The 16786-nt window shown below is 67.4% G+C and carries 17 protein-coding genes; 9 read left to right on the top strand and 8 right to left on the bottom strand.

Annotation, left to right across the window (positions count from 1 at the left end; genetic code table 11):
* Nucleotide 1: 1 nt before the first annotated feature.
* The gene (locus AB0B82_RS06900; RefSeq protein ID WP_360163494.1) at nucleotides 2-964 is read right to left on the bottom strand and encodes a zinc-dependent alcohol dehydrogenase family protein; all 963 of its coding nucleotides are present in this window, start codon (nucleotides 962-964) and stop codon (nucleotides 2-4) included.
* Nucleotides 965-1051: 87 nt separating this feature from the next.
* Between AB0B82_RS06900 and AB0B82_RS06905 the strand changes: the two genes are divergently transcribed.
* Both AB0B82_RS06905 and AB0B82_RS06910 read left to right on the top strand, forming a co-directional pair.
* Nucleotides 1052-1612 (top strand): TetR/AcrR family transcriptional regulator, encoded by a 561-nt coding sequence (locus AB0B82_RS06905; RefSeq protein WP_360163495.1) that lies wholly within the window; start codon nucleotides 1052-1054, stop codon nucleotides 1610-1612.
* A 130-nt stretch (nucleotides 1613-1742) separates the two neighbouring features.
* Entirely contained in the window at nucleotides 1743-2231 is a 489-nt protein-coding gene (locus AB0B82_RS06910; RefSeq protein ID WP_360163497.1) for a GNAT family N-acetyltransferase, read from the top strand.
* A gap of 462 nt (nucleotides 2232-2693) precedes the next feature.
* Here AB0B82_RS06910 and metG read toward each other — a convergent pair whose 3' ends face one another.
* The 4 genes from metG to AB0B82_RS06930 form a co-directional block, all read right to left on the bottom strand.
* Complete coding sequence (gene metG / locus AB0B82_RS06915; RefSeq protein WP_360163499.1) at nucleotides 2694-4196, bottom strand: methionine--tRNA ligase; 1503 nt, start codon at nucleotides 4194-4196, stop codon at nucleotides 2694-2696.
* Between the two features lie 303 nt (nucleotides 4197-4499).
* Nucleotides 4500-5309 (bottom strand): LLM class flavin-dependent oxidoreductase, encoded by an 810-nt coding sequence (locus tag AB0B82_RS06920; protein WP_360163501.1) that lies wholly within the window; start codon nucleotides 5307-5309, stop codon nucleotides 4500-4502.
* 91 nt (nucleotides 5310-5400) lie between these two features.
* The gene (locus tag AB0B82_RS06925; protein WP_360163503.1) at nucleotides 5401-6039 is read right to left on the bottom strand and encodes a GNAT family N-acetyltransferase; all 639 of its coding nucleotides are present in this window, start codon (nucleotides 6037-6039) and stop codon (nucleotides 5401-5403) included.
* 104 nt (nucleotides 6040-6143) lie between these two features.
* On the bottom strand, nucleotides 6144-6416 hold the full coding sequence (locus tag AB0B82_RS06930; protein ID WP_360163505.1) for a hypothetical protein: 273 nt from the start codon (nucleotides 6414-6416) through the stop codon (nucleotides 6144-6146).
* 30 nt (nucleotides 6417-6446) lie between these two features.
* Between AB0B82_RS06930 and AB0B82_RS06935 the strand changes: the two genes are divergently transcribed.
* On the top strand, nucleotides 6447-6620 hold the full coding sequence (locus AB0B82_RS06935) for a hypothetical protein (RefSeq protein ID WP_360163507.1): 174 nt from the start codon (nucleotides 6447-6449) through the stop codon (nucleotides 6618-6620).
* Between the two features lie 41 nt (nucleotides 6621-6661).
* Here AB0B82_RS06935 and AB0B82_RS06940 read toward each other — a convergent pair whose 3' ends face one another.
* Nucleotides 6662-8263 carry an alkaline phosphatase D family protein gene (locus AB0B82_RS06940; protein ID WP_360163509.1) on the bottom strand — a complete coding sequence of 534 codons (1602 nt, stop codon included), beginning with the start codon at nucleotides 8261-8263 and terminating at the stop codon, nucleotides 6662-6664.
* A 145-nt stretch (nucleotides 8264-8408) separates the two neighbouring features.
* The gene (locus AB0B82_RS06945; RefSeq protein WP_360163511.1) at nucleotides 8409-9908 is read right to left on the bottom strand and encodes a hypothetical protein; all 1500 of its coding nucleotides are present in this window, start codon (nucleotides 9906-9908) and stop codon (nucleotides 8409-8411) included.
* On the opposite strand from AB0B82_RS06945, the gene AB0B82_RS06950 reads away from it, so the two are divergent.
* The 3 genes from AB0B82_RS06950 (at nucleotide 9897) to AB0B82_RS06960 (ending at nucleotide 12739) form a co-directional block, all read left to right on the top strand.
* Nucleotides 9897-10904: a phospholipase D-like domain-containing protein gene (locus AB0B82_RS06950; RefSeq protein WP_360163513.1), complete on the top strand. Its 1008-nt coding sequence runs from the start codon at nucleotides 9897-9899 to the stop codon at nucleotides 10902-10904. The two genes, AB0B82_RS06945 and AB0B82_RS06950, sit on opposite strands and share 12 nt — an antisense overlap.
* A gap of 135 nt (nucleotides 10905-11039) precedes the next feature.
* Nucleotides 11040-11813 (top strand): nucleotidyltransferase domain-containing protein, encoded by a 774-nt coding sequence (locus AB0B82_RS06955; protein ID WP_360163515.1) that lies wholly within the window; start codon nucleotides 11040-11042, stop codon nucleotides 11811-11813.
* A 227-nt stretch (nucleotides 11814-12040) separates the two neighbouring features.
* Nucleotides 12041-12739, top strand: a complete 699-nt coding sequence (locus AB0B82_RS06960; protein ID WP_360163644.1) for an alpha/beta hydrolase — start codon at nucleotides 12041-12043, stop codon at nucleotides 12737-12739.
* Here AB0B82_RS06960 and AB0B82_RS06965 read toward each other — a convergent pair.
* Entirely contained in the window at nucleotides 12717-13790 is a 1074-nt protein-coding gene (locus AB0B82_RS06965; RefSeq protein ID WP_360163517.1) for an endonuclease/exonuclease/phosphatase family protein, read from the bottom strand. The genes AB0B82_RS06960 and AB0B82_RS06965 overlap by 23 nt on opposite strands.
* A gap of 212 nt (nucleotides 13791-14002) precedes the next feature.
* On the opposite strand from AB0B82_RS06965, the gene AB0B82_RS06970 reads away from it, so the two are divergent.
* The 3 genes from AB0B82_RS06970 to AB0B82_RS06980 all read left to right on the top strand — a co-directional run bounded on the left by AB0B82_RS06970 (nucleotide 14003) and on the right by AB0B82_RS06980 (nucleotide 16739).
* The gene (locus AB0B82_RS06970; protein ID WP_360163519.1) at nucleotides 14003-14623 is read left to right on the top strand and encodes an SAM-dependent methyltransferase; all 621 of its coding nucleotides are present in this window, start codon (nucleotides 14003-14005) and stop codon (nucleotides 14621-14623) included.
* Between the two features lie 278 nt (nucleotides 14624-14901).
* On the top strand, nucleotides 14902-15546 hold the full coding sequence (locus AB0B82_RS06975; RefSeq protein ID WP_360163521.1) for a VOC family protein: 645 nt from the start codon (nucleotides 14902-14904) through the stop codon (nucleotides 15544-15546).
* 167 nt (nucleotides 15547-15713) lie between these two features.
* Nucleotides 15714-16739: an FAD-binding oxidoreductase gene (locus tag AB0B82_RS06980; RefSeq protein ID WP_360163523.1), complete on the top strand. Its 1026-nt coding sequence runs from the start codon at nucleotides 15714-15716 to the stop codon at nucleotides 16737-16739.
* Nucleotides 16740-16786: the final 47 nt, after the last annotated feature.

The raw sequence follows: 16786 nt of genomic DNA on the forward strand, positions 1-16786 counted from the left end.
ATCAGTTTGTCGGTATCAGCACGATCCGGCCGAACACGCTGCCGTCGTCCATCTGCCGGTGCGCGTCCGCAGCGCGCTCCAGCGGAAGTACGTCGTGAACCACCGGGGTGAGCTCGCCACGCGTCGTTGCCTCGAGCAACGCTTCGCGCACCTGGTTTCGGCGCTCGACCGGGATCGTGTCCAGGCTGAAGGTCGCCACCGACCGCGATTGCTGGAACGACCGGATCAGCACCTCCCCGAAGTTCGCGGCCGGGAATCCGCTGACCGCTCCGACCATCACCAGCCGCCCGTTCGGCGCCAGCTTGTCGATGAACACCGGTAGCTCCGGCCCGGCGACGATGTCCACAATCACGTCGTACTTCGTTCCGTGCGGGTCGGCGCCCGTGCGGTCGAGGACGTGCGTAGCGCCCAGTTGTTTGAGGCGCTGGGCGCGGGACTCGGACGAGGTGGTCACGGCGACGGAGCTGGCGCCGTTGCGGACGGCCAGCTCGATGGTTGCCAGGCCGATGCTCCCTGCGGCCCCGCGGATCAGGACGCTTTCGCCGGCGGTGAAGTGGGCGTGTTCGAGCGCGAAGTGCGCGACCGTTGCCGAGCTGCCGACGGCCACGGCGTCGACGAACGACAACGTGCTCGGGAGCTCGGTGATGTCGTCGAGGCGCGCGGTCACTTGGTCGGCGTACGCGCCGTCCCGGCCTGTGAAGGCCCACACCCGCCTCCCGACCCACACCGGATCGACCCCGTCGCCGGCCGCGATCACTACGCCGGCCGCTTCGCTGCCGAGCACTGTCCCCGGCGGGAAAATCTTCAGCAGTTCGCCTCGCCGTGCGACCACATCCACACCGCTGACACCGATCGCCTCCGTCCGGATCAGCACCTCACCGGCGGCCGGGGACGGCGCCGGCACGTCGACCACCTCCAAACCGGTCGGATCGCCGAACTCTCGGACCTGTACTGCTCGCACCATCGTTCTCCTTCGTCTTGCGGGTACGCTGACGGACGGTAGTGGACGGGGGCGTCCGGATACGGGAAGTGAGACAGAAGGGAAGCGCCGATGACTCAACTCCGCGCCGACGCGGAGGAGAACCGCGACCGCATCGTCACGGCGGCGCGGACACTGTTCGCCGAGACCGGGCTGTCGGTAGGCATGCGTGAGGTCGCCCGCCGCGCAGACGTCGGGCCGGCCACGCTGTATCGGCGGTTCCCGACGAAGCAGCACCTGATCGACGGGGCGTTCGCCCAGGAACTCGAACAATGCCGGCAGATCGTCGTCGACGCGTGCGCCGACCCGGATCCGTGGCGCGGGTTCTCGTCGGTCATCCGTGCGCTGACGATTCTGAACTCGCGGAACCGTGGATTCGTCGCCGCCTTCACGGCGCAGGACGCCGATGGGACGGTCCGGAGCACGATCGTCGCGCACCGGCAGAAGCTGCTTCCGGAGCTCGCGGACCTTGTCCGGCGAGCCCAAGCCGCCGGCGTGTTGCGTGCCGACTTCTCGATGGACGATCTGATGCTGCTTCTGCAGGCGGGGCGCGGGCTGTTCTCGGTGCGTCCCACCGAGCAGGCAGCGAATCGATTCGCGGAGATCGTCCTGGACGGGTTGCGCGCGCGGTGAGCTCGGCGGTGCAGAGGCGAGCGCGTGGTGAGTTGGGCGGTGCATATCGGTCGGGATGTGTCAGTGTGCGGGATGCGCACGCGGTGAATTCGGTGGTGCGGGTCGGTCGGGGTGTGTCAGTGTGCGGGGCATGGCCGAGGTCGTCGTACCGCTGACTGTCCGCGACGTCGTGGAGGACGACCTCCCGTCGCTGACGTGGTACGGCAACGCGACCGCCCTGGCCGCCGTGACCGAAGCAATCCGCCGAGCCCACCGCGGTGAGGTCGACTACCTCGCCGTCTGCACACCGTCCGGCCTGCCGGTCGCCGTCGGGGGAGCGGACTACACCAAACCACCCGGCGCGGCGACGATCTGGCAACTGGCCGTCCAAGCCGAACTCCGCTCCTGCGGCATCGGCACCGTCCTCATCAACGCCCTCGAAGACCGGATCCGCACCCGCGGCCTGACCTGGGCCGAACTAGGCATCGACAACAACCGCCCCCGCCCGCGCGCCCTGTACGAACGCCTCGGCTACACGGTCACCGGTACCGAACCCGGCGCCTGGAACGAGGAAGCCCCGGACGGAACCGTCACCCGCTACGAAACCACCATCACACTGCTGCGGAAGCAACTTACCTAGACGATTGGGACTGCACGGCCAGGTCTGGATTGGGTGGTCGTGGGCGGTGATGGACCCGAGGACGCTCGGGTGTGTGGCGTGTGTCAGGTCGACAGGAAGTCTCCCGTGCCAGGGGTCACAGCTGAGCGTGAATCAGACACCGAACACACCCGTCCCGCACCACACTAACTGTCGAGCGTGCCCACCTTCGGGCCGTGCATCAATCACCTGGGCGACCGGGTACGACGGTCGGCGCCGTCCACTCGGCCTGTCAACCTGGACCCCACACGCGGTGCGCGGCCTCGTCCTCGCCAGGCAGCTCACCGCCTCCACCACCGCAGCCGCGGTAGATCACGCGGTCCAACCCGAGGGGCTACGCGCCCGAACCCATCCCGATCTCCTGCGCGCCAGTTCCACGAGAGCCCTGGGCGTCAGTCGTCGGCGTGGTGTCCCAGGCGAGCTGGGGCCGTTCATCCACAGGACTCAGGCGAGGCGGGCGAACGGTGGCGCCGGGGCGGCTAGGTGGCTGCCGTTGCCGAGTTGGGCTGAGAGGCGCGTGGCGCCCCGCGGGCAGAGCGGGGTGAGCTCTGTGGTGATGGTGCGGCAAGTTCCGGCGACCCGGCTGAGGAGGCGGTGGATCAGGTGAGGGTCGGCGTCGGGCGTCTTGACGGTCTTCCAGGGTTCGGCGGCGTTGAGAAGTTGGTTGGCCAGGTTGACGGTGGCAACCAAGTGCGCGGTCGCGGCACGGAAGTCCGCCGTACTCAGGGCGGCGTCGACATTCGCCGGTAGGGCGGCGCAGGCGGCGTCGAGGGCGGTGCTGTCCCAGTTCGACCCCTTGACCACGTCGTTGTCGACGCAGAGCTTGCCCTCGTAGTACTTGTGCAGCAGCGTCGCGGTCCGATTGGCGAGGTTCCCCAGCCCGTTGGCGAGGTCGGTGTTGTACGCCTGCACGAGTCGCTCGACGGTGAACTCGGTGTCGCCCAGCAGCGGTACCTCCCGCGTGATCCACCAGCGCAACGCGTCCACGCCGTACGTCTCGACGAGGTTCACCGGATCCACGACGTTCCCGGTGCTTTTGGAGAGCTTCAGCCCGCCCACGTTGACGTAGTCGTGGACGTGGATCGTCGTCGGCAGCGGCTCACCGGCCGAGAGCAGCAGGCCGATCCAATACACGGCGTGAAAGCGCGTGATGCCCTTGCCGATGACGTGTACGCGGTCGCCGTGGCCGGCCCACCAGCGCCGGTAATCCTCGCCGCGGCGATCGACGCGAAGCGCGGTGAGGTAGTTCGCGAGCGCGTCCCACCACACGTAGATCACCTGACTCGGATCGCCCGGGACGGGGATTCCCCATCCGTCCGCGCGCTCGGCCGGGCGGGAGACGCTGAAGTCCTGCAGACCGCGGTCGAGCAGCGCGAGTACTTCGTTGCGCTTCTGGACCGGGTTGATCGTGATTGCGCCGGACGAGATCGCGTCCCGGATGCGCTCGCCGTACCGGGAGAGCCGGAAGAACCAATTGGTCTCGCTCACCTGTTCCGGCTCGGTGCCGTGTTCGGGACAGCGTCCGCCGACCAGTGCGTCCGGTTCGTAGAACTGCTCGCAGCCCACGCAGTACAGGCCGGTGTACGTCTGCCGATAAAAGTCGCCGGCTTCGGCGCAGCGACGCCATAGGTATTCGACGCCAGGGCGATGCCGTACGTCGGACGAGGTGCGGAGGTAGTCGTCGCAACTCAACTGCAGTACGTCCTGAAGCGCTTCAAAGCGATCCGCCGCGCGGCTCACGAAGTCAGCGACCGGCTCGCCGGCAGCTCGTGCTGCGAGAACGTTCTTCAAGGCGTGGTCGTCGGTGCCGGACAAGTACCGCACCGGTTGACCACGGAGCCGGCGATGACGCGCGAGTACGTCGGCCTGAATCAACTCGAGGGCGTGACCGAGATGCGGTGTCGCGTTGACGTACGGGATCGCGGTGGTGATGTAGTACGGGGTCATGAGTGGTTCTCCCTGGTACGTGACAGCAGGGGGTCCACATCGGTTCGGGCCCACCTGCTGTGGGCTCGAACTGTGCTGAAATCAGCGCACGCCGAAGTGGCCCACGAAGGGGCCCATCATTCGCTGCGCAGTCCACATGCCCGCGACGGTACGACCATGGCGAGGTCCGCGGCAAAGCATTTTCGCCCGACGCGGAGCTCGTCGGGCCGGCACCTTCCACAGCCGGGCGGCACCGTGGCCGTACTCGGGGGCTCGCTGGGAAACTTTTCGGCACCAGGTGAACATTTGTTTCCCAGCGAGCGATCAGCGGCCGGCCAGTTTGGCGACGGCGGGGGCGAGGGTTTCGGCGAAGTCGGCGCCGATGACGAAATAGGAGAAGCCGATTTCCTCGCGGCGGCGTTCGATCTCGTCGGCGGCCGCGGCGGCGTCGCTGGGGAGTACGACCAGCGAGTCGGCGGCGTGCAGGGCCGCGGTGTCGAGGGTGGATGGCGCCATGAACGGCGCGACCCGGTCGCCGACGACTGCCACGTGCTGAGAGAGTTCGACATCGCGGCGGGAGCTGATGGCACGCGCCCGCTGCGTGGTCGCCGTGCGGTCGGCGTCCGGCGGAAGCACGAACGTGACCCCGTCAGCAATCTCGAGCGCCAACGCGTCGGTCTTCGGCCCGGCGACTGCCATGATCACCGGCGTGTGCACCTCGGGGCCGTCGAACTCCCGCAACCGCTCAACGGTCTCCCGCATCCGCGCCCGGCGGTCGGCGTGGGAGACGGCGGGCAGCCCCAGCTCGGTCTCGATCCCGGGCCGTCCGGCGCCGAGTCCCATCTCGAAGCGCCCCTCGGTCAGCACGGACATCGAGTGTGCTTCCCACGCGGCGCTCCACGGTTCGCGGAGCGCCGCGGCGTACACCCACGAGCCGACCCGCAGGTCGGTCAGTGCGGCGGCAGTCGCGAGGGTCGGCGCGAGTGAAGGCTGCGACGTCGGTACGTCGGGCATCAGGAGCGTCGAGTATCCGCTGTCGGCGATCCGCCGCACGCGATCCCGCCACGCCGCGACGTCAGCGGTGATCGGGGCGACGACGCCGAATCGGAACGGCCTGGTGACTTGCTCGGACATCGCGGTTCTCCTCGGATCTGAGTGACGTTCACCCTGTCCACGAACGGCCTGGCCCCGATCCGACAACTCCGATCGAGGAAATTTCACGATTTCACAGAGCGGGAGCATCTTTCGGCTCGGCGCCGTCGAAGCTCAGGCGCATCACGGTCCGTGCACCGGCGTCACGGATTCTGACGAAGTCGCGGGCCTCGTACCACGCGAGGCGGCCCATCCAACTGTCGTTCTCCTCGGCCCGGCGGCTCGCCGTGGCATGCGGCGACAGCCTCGGCTTCGGGAATGCGTCGAGCGCTGTCGCACCCGACGCGCGCGCATGATCGATCGCCGCGTCCAGCAAGACGCCGGCGATCCCGGTCCCGCGGAGCTTCGGTTCGACGTAGAAGCAGGTCACGGCGAAGACGTTGCGATCACCGGGTAATGGGCCGTACTTCCGGGACCGCTCGAGCCGGCTGTGATCTTCACGCGGCGCCACGGCCACCCACCCAACGGGCCGACCGTCGAGGTATGCGAGGAGCCCCGGACGTTCGCCGCACTCGACGATGTCCTTCATGGCCGCCCGGCGCGGGCCTCGAGGACCTTGCTCGTCCCGCCATGCCATACACCAGCAATGCCCTGGAATCGGGATTCCGCCTCGCGGTCCCTTCCGCTCGAACAGCTGCACGAGATCGTCCCAGCGCTCGGGCGTGACGACCCGAATCTCCACAGCTGGGGAGGCCTCACTGTCGACGGGCATCGGGATCTCCAGGCGTACACCGGACGGTCGGCAGCATCGCCCAACCCAACCACCTCTTTGCCGACGGCATCAAGCCCCGGCGCACCGCGACGTACCGCCGCAGGTTACGGCAGCGGTTGCCCGGCGACGACGTCCGCGGCGCGCAGACTGTCGCGGCCGAGCGGTTGAAAGTTGATCTGGGTGCAGAGCAGTCCCGTCGAGACGCGCTCGACCACGCCCCATTCCCAGGTGGCCAGGGGATCGAGGCCTGTCCTGGCAGCCAGCCGGCGGGCCCGGGAGCGGTCGACGATCCACGGGTGAAAATCACGGTCGTCGCCGGGTCCGGTAAATTCGAGTTCGGCCCGCGATGCGGGCGGCAGCCGTACGTCGTCACCCAACCATCGACGTCGACCTACGGTTCCGAATCGGTGTGGATCTGGGCGGTTCGCGACTGTCCGGCCGGCGAGGTCACCGTGTTGATGAACAAGGACCTCACCGGGTCCGGCTACCCGCCGTATGTCGCAGGCGTCGAGGTCCGCGCCCGCGACGAGGTGTCCGCCCGGCAGTTCCTCGACTCGGTCGACTACCGCCGCGGCAGCTGACCGAGTCGAGGCCTGTCAGGCGGTGCTGTCAGGTGGTGCTGTCAGGCGGTGCGGTGGATGCCCGGGACGCCGTTGTACACCTCGAAACTGGCCGCGGTGAAGACCGGGTCGTCGTGGCGGGAGACCTTGTCGACGGCGCGGATATCGGCGTGCAGGCGGTTCGCGTTGAGGTCGCAGAGCACGTAGCCGCAGTGCAGGTCGGCCCACTTCAGTGCCGGGTTGACCCGCCGCCGGACCTGGCGGGCCTCGTTGGCCACCGGGTTGAAGTCCTGCGCGCTGGTGATCGACGTACTCGTCATCTCGGCGCCGATGACCCGTGACGTTGGGTCGTTCGTGTCGGCGGAGATGTCGGAGACGTAGCTGCAGTGCACGTCGCCGGACAGTACGACGAAGTTCGACGACGTACCGCGTGCCTGGGACGACGCGACGGTGTCGAACAGCCGCTGCTGGCCGGCCTGATAGCCGTCCCACGTGCCAGGAGCGAACGTTACCGGTGCTTCCGGGTCAGCAGCGGTGTTCAGTCGCGCCATCAGGATCTGCTGTGCGACCAGGTTCCAGCGGACGGGTTCGGCGCCGAAGCCGGCGGTGAACCACTGCTCCTGCTCGGCGCCGAGGATCTCGCGGGCCGGGTCGCGGCGTGGACCGTCGTCGGCAGCGGCTCCTCCGGCGACCTGCGGATCGCGGTACTGCCGCGTGTCGAGGACGTCGATCTGGGCCAGGCTGCCGTGCCGGAATCGCCGGTACAGGCGGGCGTCGGCGCCGCGCGGCGGCTGGGGCCAGCGCATCGGCATGAACTCCCAGTAGGCCCGGTACGCCGCCGCGCGCCGGTCGAGATCCGGCGTACCCCACGACTCGTAGTCGTTGGCGACCTCGTGGTCGTCCCAGGACAGGATCCAGGGCATGCTGCTGTGTGCAGCGAGCAGATCGGGATCCGTGCGGTACAACGCGTAGCGCAGGCGGTACTGGTTGAGGGTCATCGTGGTCGGGACGACCTCGGCGGGCAGGTTCGGATCGATGAGGCGTCCGACGGCGAGCTGCTGAACCGGGTACTCGTACAGGTAGTCGCCGACGAAGAGCATCAGTTCGGCATCGCGATCGACGACGTCGGCCATGGTCTGGAAGTACCCGGCGCGCCAGTTCTGGCAGGAGGCCACCGCGAACCGCAGCGGACGCATCGACTCCCGGGGTGGCATCGTGCGCGTCCGGCCGACCTCGCTGAGGTGGCTGCCGGCGCGGAAGCGGTACCAGTACTCCCGTCCGGGGCGCAGACCGCTGACGTCGACATGCACCGTGTGAGAGGTGTCGGGGTTGGTCGTGACCGTGCCGGACCGTACCACGCGGTGGAAGCGCGCGTCCTCGGCGACCTGCCAGTCGACCCGGACGTTGGCACCCTCGTCCAGCCCGCCGTTCGGCAGCAGCGGCGTCGGCGCGATCCGCGTCCAGATCACGACCGCGTCCTGCACCGGGTCGCCGGAGGCCACGCCCTGGGTGAACGGGTACGGCAGTGCGCCGTCGCTGGTCGCGGCGGCCGGCCGCGGCAGACCGAGGCTGAACGCGAGCGCCGCGGCGCTGCCGCCGGCGAGGCTGAGGAACCGACGGCGATCCGTCGCGGGCAGCGTCCGAAACGAGGTCCTGGGAGTCATGGCGCTGGACCCTAGCAGCGGGCCTGTCTATGCCGGAACCTCTCAGAACCCACGAACGAAATCGATTTCTGAGCATCGGGTGTGCAAGGCTGACGGATCCTGTGCGAGCACCTCGACGGCGCTCGCGGCTACTGCTGCTGCCGTGTCATGGATCCGAGCGCAGCGTTGCGGGACGTTTCGGTCGGCTTTGCGCTCTGAGTTCGGCGGCGCGGTCCGGTGCGATGGCGCCCAGCTGTACGCCGAGTTCGATCGACCGGGCCCGTTGCTCCCGCGCCTCGTCGAATCGGCCGAGGTCGTGCAGGACGTCGGCGAGGTCCCACGCGCGAGCAGCTTCCCGCAGGCTCATGCCGACGCGGGCGCTCACGTCGGCGGCGTCGGCGAAGTACGACGCGGCCTCCTCGACGTGCCCGAACCGCTGGCAGAGCTCGCCCAGCTTGCCGAGCGCGCGCCCGATGCCGGTCGTACTGCGGTGTGTCAGGTACAACCGCAGCGTCTGATCCAACCGCCGGCGCGCCTCACGATAGTCGCCGCCATCGGCAAGCAGCTCCGCCATCGCGGCGAGTGCGTTGGCCTCGGCACGGTACTCGTTGACCTGCCGGGCGAGCTCACGAGCCCTCTGCAGATGACTGAACCCCGCCTCCCGGTCCGAGCCGTCGGCCAGCAACACCAGCGCGTCGGCCTCCAGGTACTGCTCGCCGCGTGCGCGGAACGCCTCGACGGCCTGCCGCAGCACCACCCTGGCCTTGTCCTGCAGCCCCAGATGCCGGTACACCAGCCCGAGATCCCGCCGTACATGCGCGAGGTCCGCCTCCTCACCGGTCTCGACGGCGAGCTCGCAGATCTCCCGGCGCTCCTGCCAGCAGCCCTGGCTTCCGACGGGTACGTGTGCCGCGAGCGCGTACGCCGTGATCGTGGCCGGCGACTGCGCTGCGGCCAACTGGGCGACGCGGACGAGGTTGCCGCTCTCGGCGCGGATCCACTCGATGAACTGCCGGCGGTCGGCGCCGGGCAGACCGCGCGTCCGCAGCCGGTCGGGCGGAAGTCCGGTGGTCCAGCGCCAGGTCGAGTGCGGCGCGTACAGCCTCGACGCGTCGCGCAGGGTCGCGAGATAGAAGTGCACGAACCGTTCGGCCGCCTCGTGACGTTCCGCGGCCGGCAGCTGGGCGGAGCGTTCGCGGGCGTCGAGGCGGACCAGGTCGTGTACGGCGTACCGATCACCGGCGCCGGGCTCGAGCAACCTCGCCTCGACCAGCCGATCGAGATCGCGATGGACCGCGGCGGGTGCGCGACCGTCGAGAGCGTTGGCGGCCGCGAGGCCGAGGTCGTCCACGGCGAGTGAGCCGATCAGCCGCAACAGCCGGTCGGCGGTGCCGCCGAGTCCTTGCCAGCCGACGGCGAGGCTCGCGCGGACGGCGAGGTCGCCGTACCGCAGCTCGTCCAACCGCCCGCGCTCATCACTCAGCCGATCGGCGAACGCGGCCAGCGTCCAGTCGGGGCGGCCGATCAACCGGGCACCGGCGATCTTCACCGCAAGGGGCAGTCCGCCGCACTGCCGCACCAGGCCGGCCGCGGCATCCGGCTCGGCTGCCACCCGCTCGCGGCCGATCATCCGGGCCAGCAGTTCGATGGAACGGTGTTCGTCCATGCCGCCGATCGCGTGATGGTCGGCATCTTCGAGGTCCGCGAGTACGGCACGGCTCGTGACGATCGTCGTCGCGTCGGGCCCGGCCGGGAGACCTGCGGTCAGAGGGATCAGTCGGGGACGAACAAGGGGACCTCGTGCATGGGACAGCACATCATGCACAACAAGTTCTTCCTGTTCAAGGAAGTGGACGGCGCCCAGAACGTCGTCGTACAGACCAGCGCGAACCTGAACGCGACGTCCGGCACCAACATGTGGAACACGGCGTACGTCGTACCGGACGCGTGGCTGTACTCGAAGTACGACGCCTACTTCACCGATCTCGCCGACGGCTCCGCGGCAGGCCCCACCGACAACGACTACTACAACACGTTCCGTTCCGAGCACAACCCGGCCAACACGAAGTACGCGATGAACGTTTCGCCGCGGGCCGCGGGCAACACCTACCTTGACGTGCTGAACGCTGTACGGTGCACCGGAAACACGTCCGGCGGCACCGACCGCGATCACCGCACCATCGTGCGGGTCGCGACGATGCAGATCGCCGGGCAGAACGGGATCGACATCGCCAAACGGCTGTGGGATCTGGACAACCAGGGCTGTTACGTCGACATCGTGGCGGACGAGATCTCGTTGATGGAATCGCGCGACGACACCAAGCATGCGCTGGAGTACCTGCTGCGTCGGCCCATCGGTTACCACGGTCCAGAGGTCCGCGAGTTCAGCGGCAGCCAATGCGGTGTACATCAGAAGAACCTTCTGATCGATGGTTTCTTCGACGGCAAACCCAATCAAAAGATCGTTGTCACCGGCAGCCACAACATGAACAACAAGTCGCCGCGGTACAACGACGAGGTCATTCTGCGGATCAATTCGGCGGCCGTGCACGAGAAGTTCAAGGAGGCGTTCTTCACGCTGCGCGCCGGTGCCGCGATCACCTGGCAAACCAGCAAGAACGACGTCGAGCCCAAGCGTGACCCGGAGTACAACTGCAAGTAGCGGGGGTCTGTTGTACCCGGGTTCATCCACGAGCGCGATCCGCAGCCCACACCGGGGCGGCGGATCGCGCTTGCTGGGCGGTGGGGGCGACTAATCGGCTCGCTCCGACGTCTTGGGTGTGGAAGATTGCGTCTCGTGAACGACGAATTGGTTCAACGGCTCGCGGCCGTTCCGGGGGTCGTAGCGGTCGTTCTGGGCGGGAGTCGAGCCCGTGGCGAGCATCGGCCCGACAGCGACACCGACCTTGGAATCTATTACCGCGGTCGCCTGGACATCGATGCGCTGCGGGCGCTGGCGGCTGAGGTCGCCTCGAAGTACGAGGTGTTCGGCGTGGGGGACTGGGGCCCCTGGGTGAACGGCGGCGCGTGGCTCACGGTCGACGGGCAGGCGGTCGATTGGATCTACCGGGATCTGGACCGCGTGCAGCGCGTCTGGGAGGACTGCCGCGCCGGTCGCTTCACGATCGAACGTCAGGTCGGCCACCCGCTGGGCTTCTACAGCCATACGTACGCCGGCGAGGTCGCGATGTGCCAGGTACTGGCCGACTCGACCGGTGAACTCACCAAGCTGCGGGAAGCGATCCGGCAGTACCCCGAGGCGCTCGGAGACGCGCTGGTCGATGCCTTGTGGGAGGCGGAGTTCTCGATCGTCGGCGCGCGGAAGGTGCCGAACGACAGGGTCTATGTGGCGGGCTGCTTGTTCCGCGCCATCGGCGTGATGGCTCAGGCACTCCACGGCCACGCGCGTCGATGGACGATCAACGAGAAGGGCCTCGTCGCCTCCGCCGCACGGTTGCCGCAGGCACCGGATGACTTCAAGGCACTGGCAGAACGAGCCGTGACCGATCTCGACCTCGCCGCCGACCTCCTCGAAGTCGTCCGCGCACGCCTCTGCGGGAGCGCTTCGTGACAGTCAAGTTCTCTGAGGTGGTCTCGGGCTGCCCTGCGCGCGGCTCGGAACTGCGTTGCTGCGGAACGCACAGTCACCACTCGGGCGCCTTCCACGAGGGTTTCCCGACAACTTAGGAGACTTTTCCCCTCAAACACGGGTAAGTCTCCTAAGTCGGTACTGCGCACTCACCCAGCGCGCTGCCTGGCACGTCGGACTTGCTAGCGTCCGTGATCATGGAGTCGCGGATGGTTCCGGTGGACGGCGTTGGGCTGCACGTCGGCGTAACTGGTGAGGGACGCGATCTGCTTGTCCTGACCGGTGGGCCGGGGTGTGTGCAGTACCTCGAACATGACGAGCTCTCACCTCCTGGTCACCGCGCTTGGTATCCGGAACCGCGCGGAGTCGGTCGCTCCGAAGGCGGCCCACACACGATGGAGCGAGCGATCGCTGACCTCGAAGGCATCCGAGCGGCCGTCGGCGTGGACCGCTGGGTGGTGTTGGGGCACTCCTGGGGGTGTGACCTGGGTGTGCGCTACGCGGTCGAGCATCCGGAGGCCGTGATCGGCGTGATCGGTATCGCGGGACGCGGGCCCCAGCGTGATCGCAGCTGGTCCGAGGCATACGAGGCAGGTAAGGCCTCAGAGCCGGTCGTCGCGATCGACTGGGTGCCGGAAGTGCACGCGGCGCTCGGAAGTTCGTTCAAGGACTGGATTCGTCAACCCGATCTGTGGCGAGGTCTGGCCGACTGTGAGGTGCCGATGCATTTCATCGCCGCCGGCGACGACATCCGGCCGTCGTGGCCGTTGGCCCAGCTTGCGGCGCTGGTGCCCCGCGGAAGGTTCTCGACGGTGCCCGGCGTACCCCATGACTTCTGGTCCACCCACCCCGAGGTGTGGACCCAGACCGTCATCAAAGCCTGCGCTAGTTGGACACCGTCACTCTGATCTGAACCTTGTTGTGGTCCGAAGGGAACTGCGCGGGCACCAGGTCTGCGTCGGGCGGCTTGTTCGTCCAGCCTTCGACGGCGACCACGTTGGTGGTTTCACCCTGCGCTCGGGAGACGAAGATCTGATCGATGTGGTTGCCGTTGCAACCGACGGGCGGAACCGAGGTGCAGCTCTGGCGCTGGAAGTCGTTGAAGGTGTCGTACGCCGCCCCGGACTTCTCAACGGCCACAGTGAAGGCATTGGTACGCAGCCGCGCGTTCCACAGGTAGTCGTTGAGCGGCCGCATGGTGCCGTCGCTGCTTCGGTAGGCGGCCGGGATCGTGACACCGACGGCCGCGTCTGCCAGCGACGGGTAGCGCGTGCCATTGGTGTTGAAGTCACCAGTGAGGAAGTCAGGGGAGTCGTGGCCGGCCCATGCGCTGTAGCGGGCGTCGGCGAACAGGTCGTCCAACTCTCGGAAGCGCTGGATCTGGCCCCTCACGGGGTCGCTGGCTTCACCCGGCCTGGTACCGCCGCCCTGAATTGGCACATCCTTCGTGCTCGAGCACACGCCGGCACTGTTCACCGTGGCATCAAGGTCGTACGTGGTGAGACCGCACTTCGACGAGGTGAGATGGACGTTCGCGACGACGATCTCGCGCCCACTCGCGATGTGCTTGAGGGCGACCCAGCTCGCGGTCTTGCCGGCCGATGCGCCCCCGACGACAACCGTTCCGGACGCGATCCTTCCACTGCTGTCGGTGAGGATCTGGAAGGACGCGCTCTTCCAGTAGATCGGTCGGGAGTTCGTCGCGTAGTCGGCCGCTGTTGTGTAGCCGTGGGACTGCATGCCATTCCGGAAATCGGTGCGCCTCGTGCTGTTGCTGCCGGCTTCCTGGATACCGATGACATCGGGAGCGAAGGAGCCGATCTCACGGAGCAGGTTTGTCCTCTGAGACGGCCAGGTTGCGCTGTCCGTCGTATTGGCATGAATGTTGTAGGTTCCGACGCGGAGCGTGGCGGACGGCGCAGCCGCTGCCGCGGCACTCGCCGGCGCCGAAGTCGCCACCAGAACAGTCGACATCAGTCCCGCTGCGACGAGGGCCTTCAGGCACGACGATGCAAGCGGGCGTGTCATTGACCTGCGCACTCGAGAGACGTTCACCGTTCGGCCCCCAGCGGTCGTCGGATGGTGCGCCCACCTATAGATGATCGATGCCCGGGGAATCGATATCCGGCGCGGCGTCGTGCCTTCGACCTGCTCGACCGTAGAGTCGGTTGATGGACTGGCAGGCGTGGCACCGGCAGTACGACGACCCTGAATCCGCGCTGTCGCGGCGGCTGGAGGCGGTGCAGGCGCAGATCCGGGACGCACTCGACCGTGCCCCCGCCGGATCTGTGCCGGTGATCAAGCTGTGTGCGGGGGAGGGCCGGGACATCCTCGGTGTCCTGGAAGATCACCCACGTCGTGCCGATGTAGGTGCCCGCCTCGTCGAACTGGATCCTGTGCTGGCAGCCACCGCCCGGGCGCGGGCTCCGGAGCAGGTCGAGGTGATCACGGGCGACGCGTCCCTGACTGACCACTACGACGGGATGGTGCTGGCCGAACTCGTACTGCTGTGCGGGATCTTCGGCAACATCACCAACCAGGACATCGAGCGGACGATCGCGGCCTGCCCGCAGCTCTGCCGGACCGGTGCGACTGTCATCTGGACCCGTCAGCGCGACGATCCGGACCTGGTGCCAACGATCTGCGACTGGTTCGAGCAGCGTGGCTTCGAGCGTGTGTGGCTGTCGGCCCCTGACGCCGGATTCGGCGTCGGTGCCCACCGCTTCACCGGCGCCCCGGAGCCTCTGGTCACACGTCAGAGCCTGTTCAGTTTCGTTCCGGGCGGAAGGTGAGCGAGCCGAGCGCTAGCTGTTCAGGCTCCCTCAGGACGGTCTCCCCGCCCAATGACCAAACGCCGATAATGGACATTATGTCAACTAGTGGCGTGCGGTGTGCGTCTGATGAGCCGTTTCGAAGCGGTACGGCCGCTACCCTGCTGGAGCTGCTCGCCGGTCGCGATTGTTGACAGTGAGTGATCTTGGGCGTCAGGATGCGGGGGTTGCTGAATGAGGGCGCGCCGGCACTCGCCGAAGGGGCCATGCCCACCTCGAAAACTGTTCGACGTGCGTCCATGACCAATTTCGAGAACCTGCGGAAGCAAGCGCGGCAGCTGGTGCGATGGCATCAGCAGCGTAATTATGCCGTCGCGTCGCGAATTCGTGCAGCGTTGCCGCGGTACGACCGCTTGAGTGATGAGCAAATCCTTGCACAGCGCTTTGTGCTTGCCGACGCTCAACTGTTGCTCGCTCGCGAAGCTGGTTTCGAATCATGGGCCACATTCAAGGCAGGAGTAGCCCAGATGCCCCAGGCAACCTCAGCATCCATTTCCGGCGCCCCGACGAGGCCGGTTCTCACCCAGGCCGAACCACAGCTGTTCGTGTCCGACATCGACGCGGCCTGCGCGTTCTTCGAGCAGAAGCTCGGCTTCAGCGTGGGATTCAAGCACGGGGATCCGCCGTACTACGGTCAGGTACGTCGAGATCACGTCAGTCTCAATCTCCGTTGCGTCAGTGACCCAGTCTTCAAAGACACCATCAGGGAAGACGACGAGCTGCTCGCGGCGGCGATCACTGTCGAGAATGTCAAAGCGCTGTACGCCGAGTACGTCGCGGCTGATGTCGACTTCCACCAGACGCTGAAGCGTCAACCCTGGGGCGCGAATCAGTTCGTCGTTCGAGATTGCGACGGCAACCTGATCCTTTTCGGCGGACAGTGAGCAGCACTCCCTGACTAATCTGCTTCTTCACCGGCTGCGAGTCGTCGGAGGTGGCCACGGCCCCGATATCAACCGCAATTCTGAGCCCTACTCCCCCGCGGGGTTCGCAGCAAGTCTTCGATTAATTGAATAGCCACGGGCGCAGGAGGCCTGTTAGAAACCTCGGTATGGCGGATCGCGGGATCGTTGTGGTGGGAGCGGGAATCGTCGGCGCGTCGGTGGCGTACCACCTGGCTGGGCGTGGGCGTGCGGTGACGTTGATCGATGCGGGATTGCCGGCGTCGGGTGCGACGCGGGCGTCGTTCGCGTGGATCGGACGGCCGGTGAGCAGTGATCTGCCGTCGGCGCCGCTGCGGTACCTGGCGGTGGACGAGTACCACAGGCTCGAGGCCGAGCTTCCCGAGCTGGCGATCCGCTGGACCGGTGCGCTGAGCTGGGACGGCTTCGACGACAACCCCGGCCCGGCGACCGACGACGTACGGAGCCTCGAGCCGAAGTTGGCTACTCCCCCGCCACAGGCCTTCCACCATCCCGATGACGGCGCGCTGGACCCGATCGCGGCGACCGAGACGCTCGCACGCGCCGCCGGCCAGCGTGGCGCGCGGATACTACTGGGCACGCCGGTCACCGCACTGATTCACGAGAACGAATCAGTCACGGGCGTCCAAACAACGGCAGGGACCATTCCGGCTGAGACCGTTGTGTTGGCCGCCGGCACGGGCTCGGTCGCATTGTGCACGAGTATCGGCGTAAATCTCCCCGTCGAACCTGCGCCCGCCATTCTCGTCAAACTGCGAGCAACGCCAGGATTGGTACAGGCAATTGTCGCGACACCGTCACTCGAAGCGCGGCAACTCGACGACGGTACGATCCTCGCGCCCACGGCGTACAGCGGCGAATCAGATCATCAAGCGCTGCAAGCGACAGCTCAGCAGGTCCGCGACCGGATCGCGAAGGCGTTCGAAGGTGCCGAGGACGCTGAAGTGGTGTCCGTCGAGGTCGGTTGGCGACCGATGCCCGCCGACGACGAGCCGATCATCGGCCGCCCGGAGGGCACCGACGGCCTGTACGTCACCGTCATGCACTCAGCCATCACCCTGGCCGCCGCCGTCGGCCGTCTCGCCGCCGATGAGATCGTCACCGGACAAGAAGCGCCCGAGCTGGCCGGCTGCCGGCCCAGTCGCTTCGCTTGAACCCGTCTCGAGCAACCCAGCCCGGAGGACTTTGTGAATCTGATCGC

Source organism: Kribbella sp. NPDC048915, assembly GCF_040649595.1.
Classification (GTDB): Bacteria; Actinomycetota; Actinomycetes; order Propionibacteriales; family Kribbellaceae; genus Kribbella.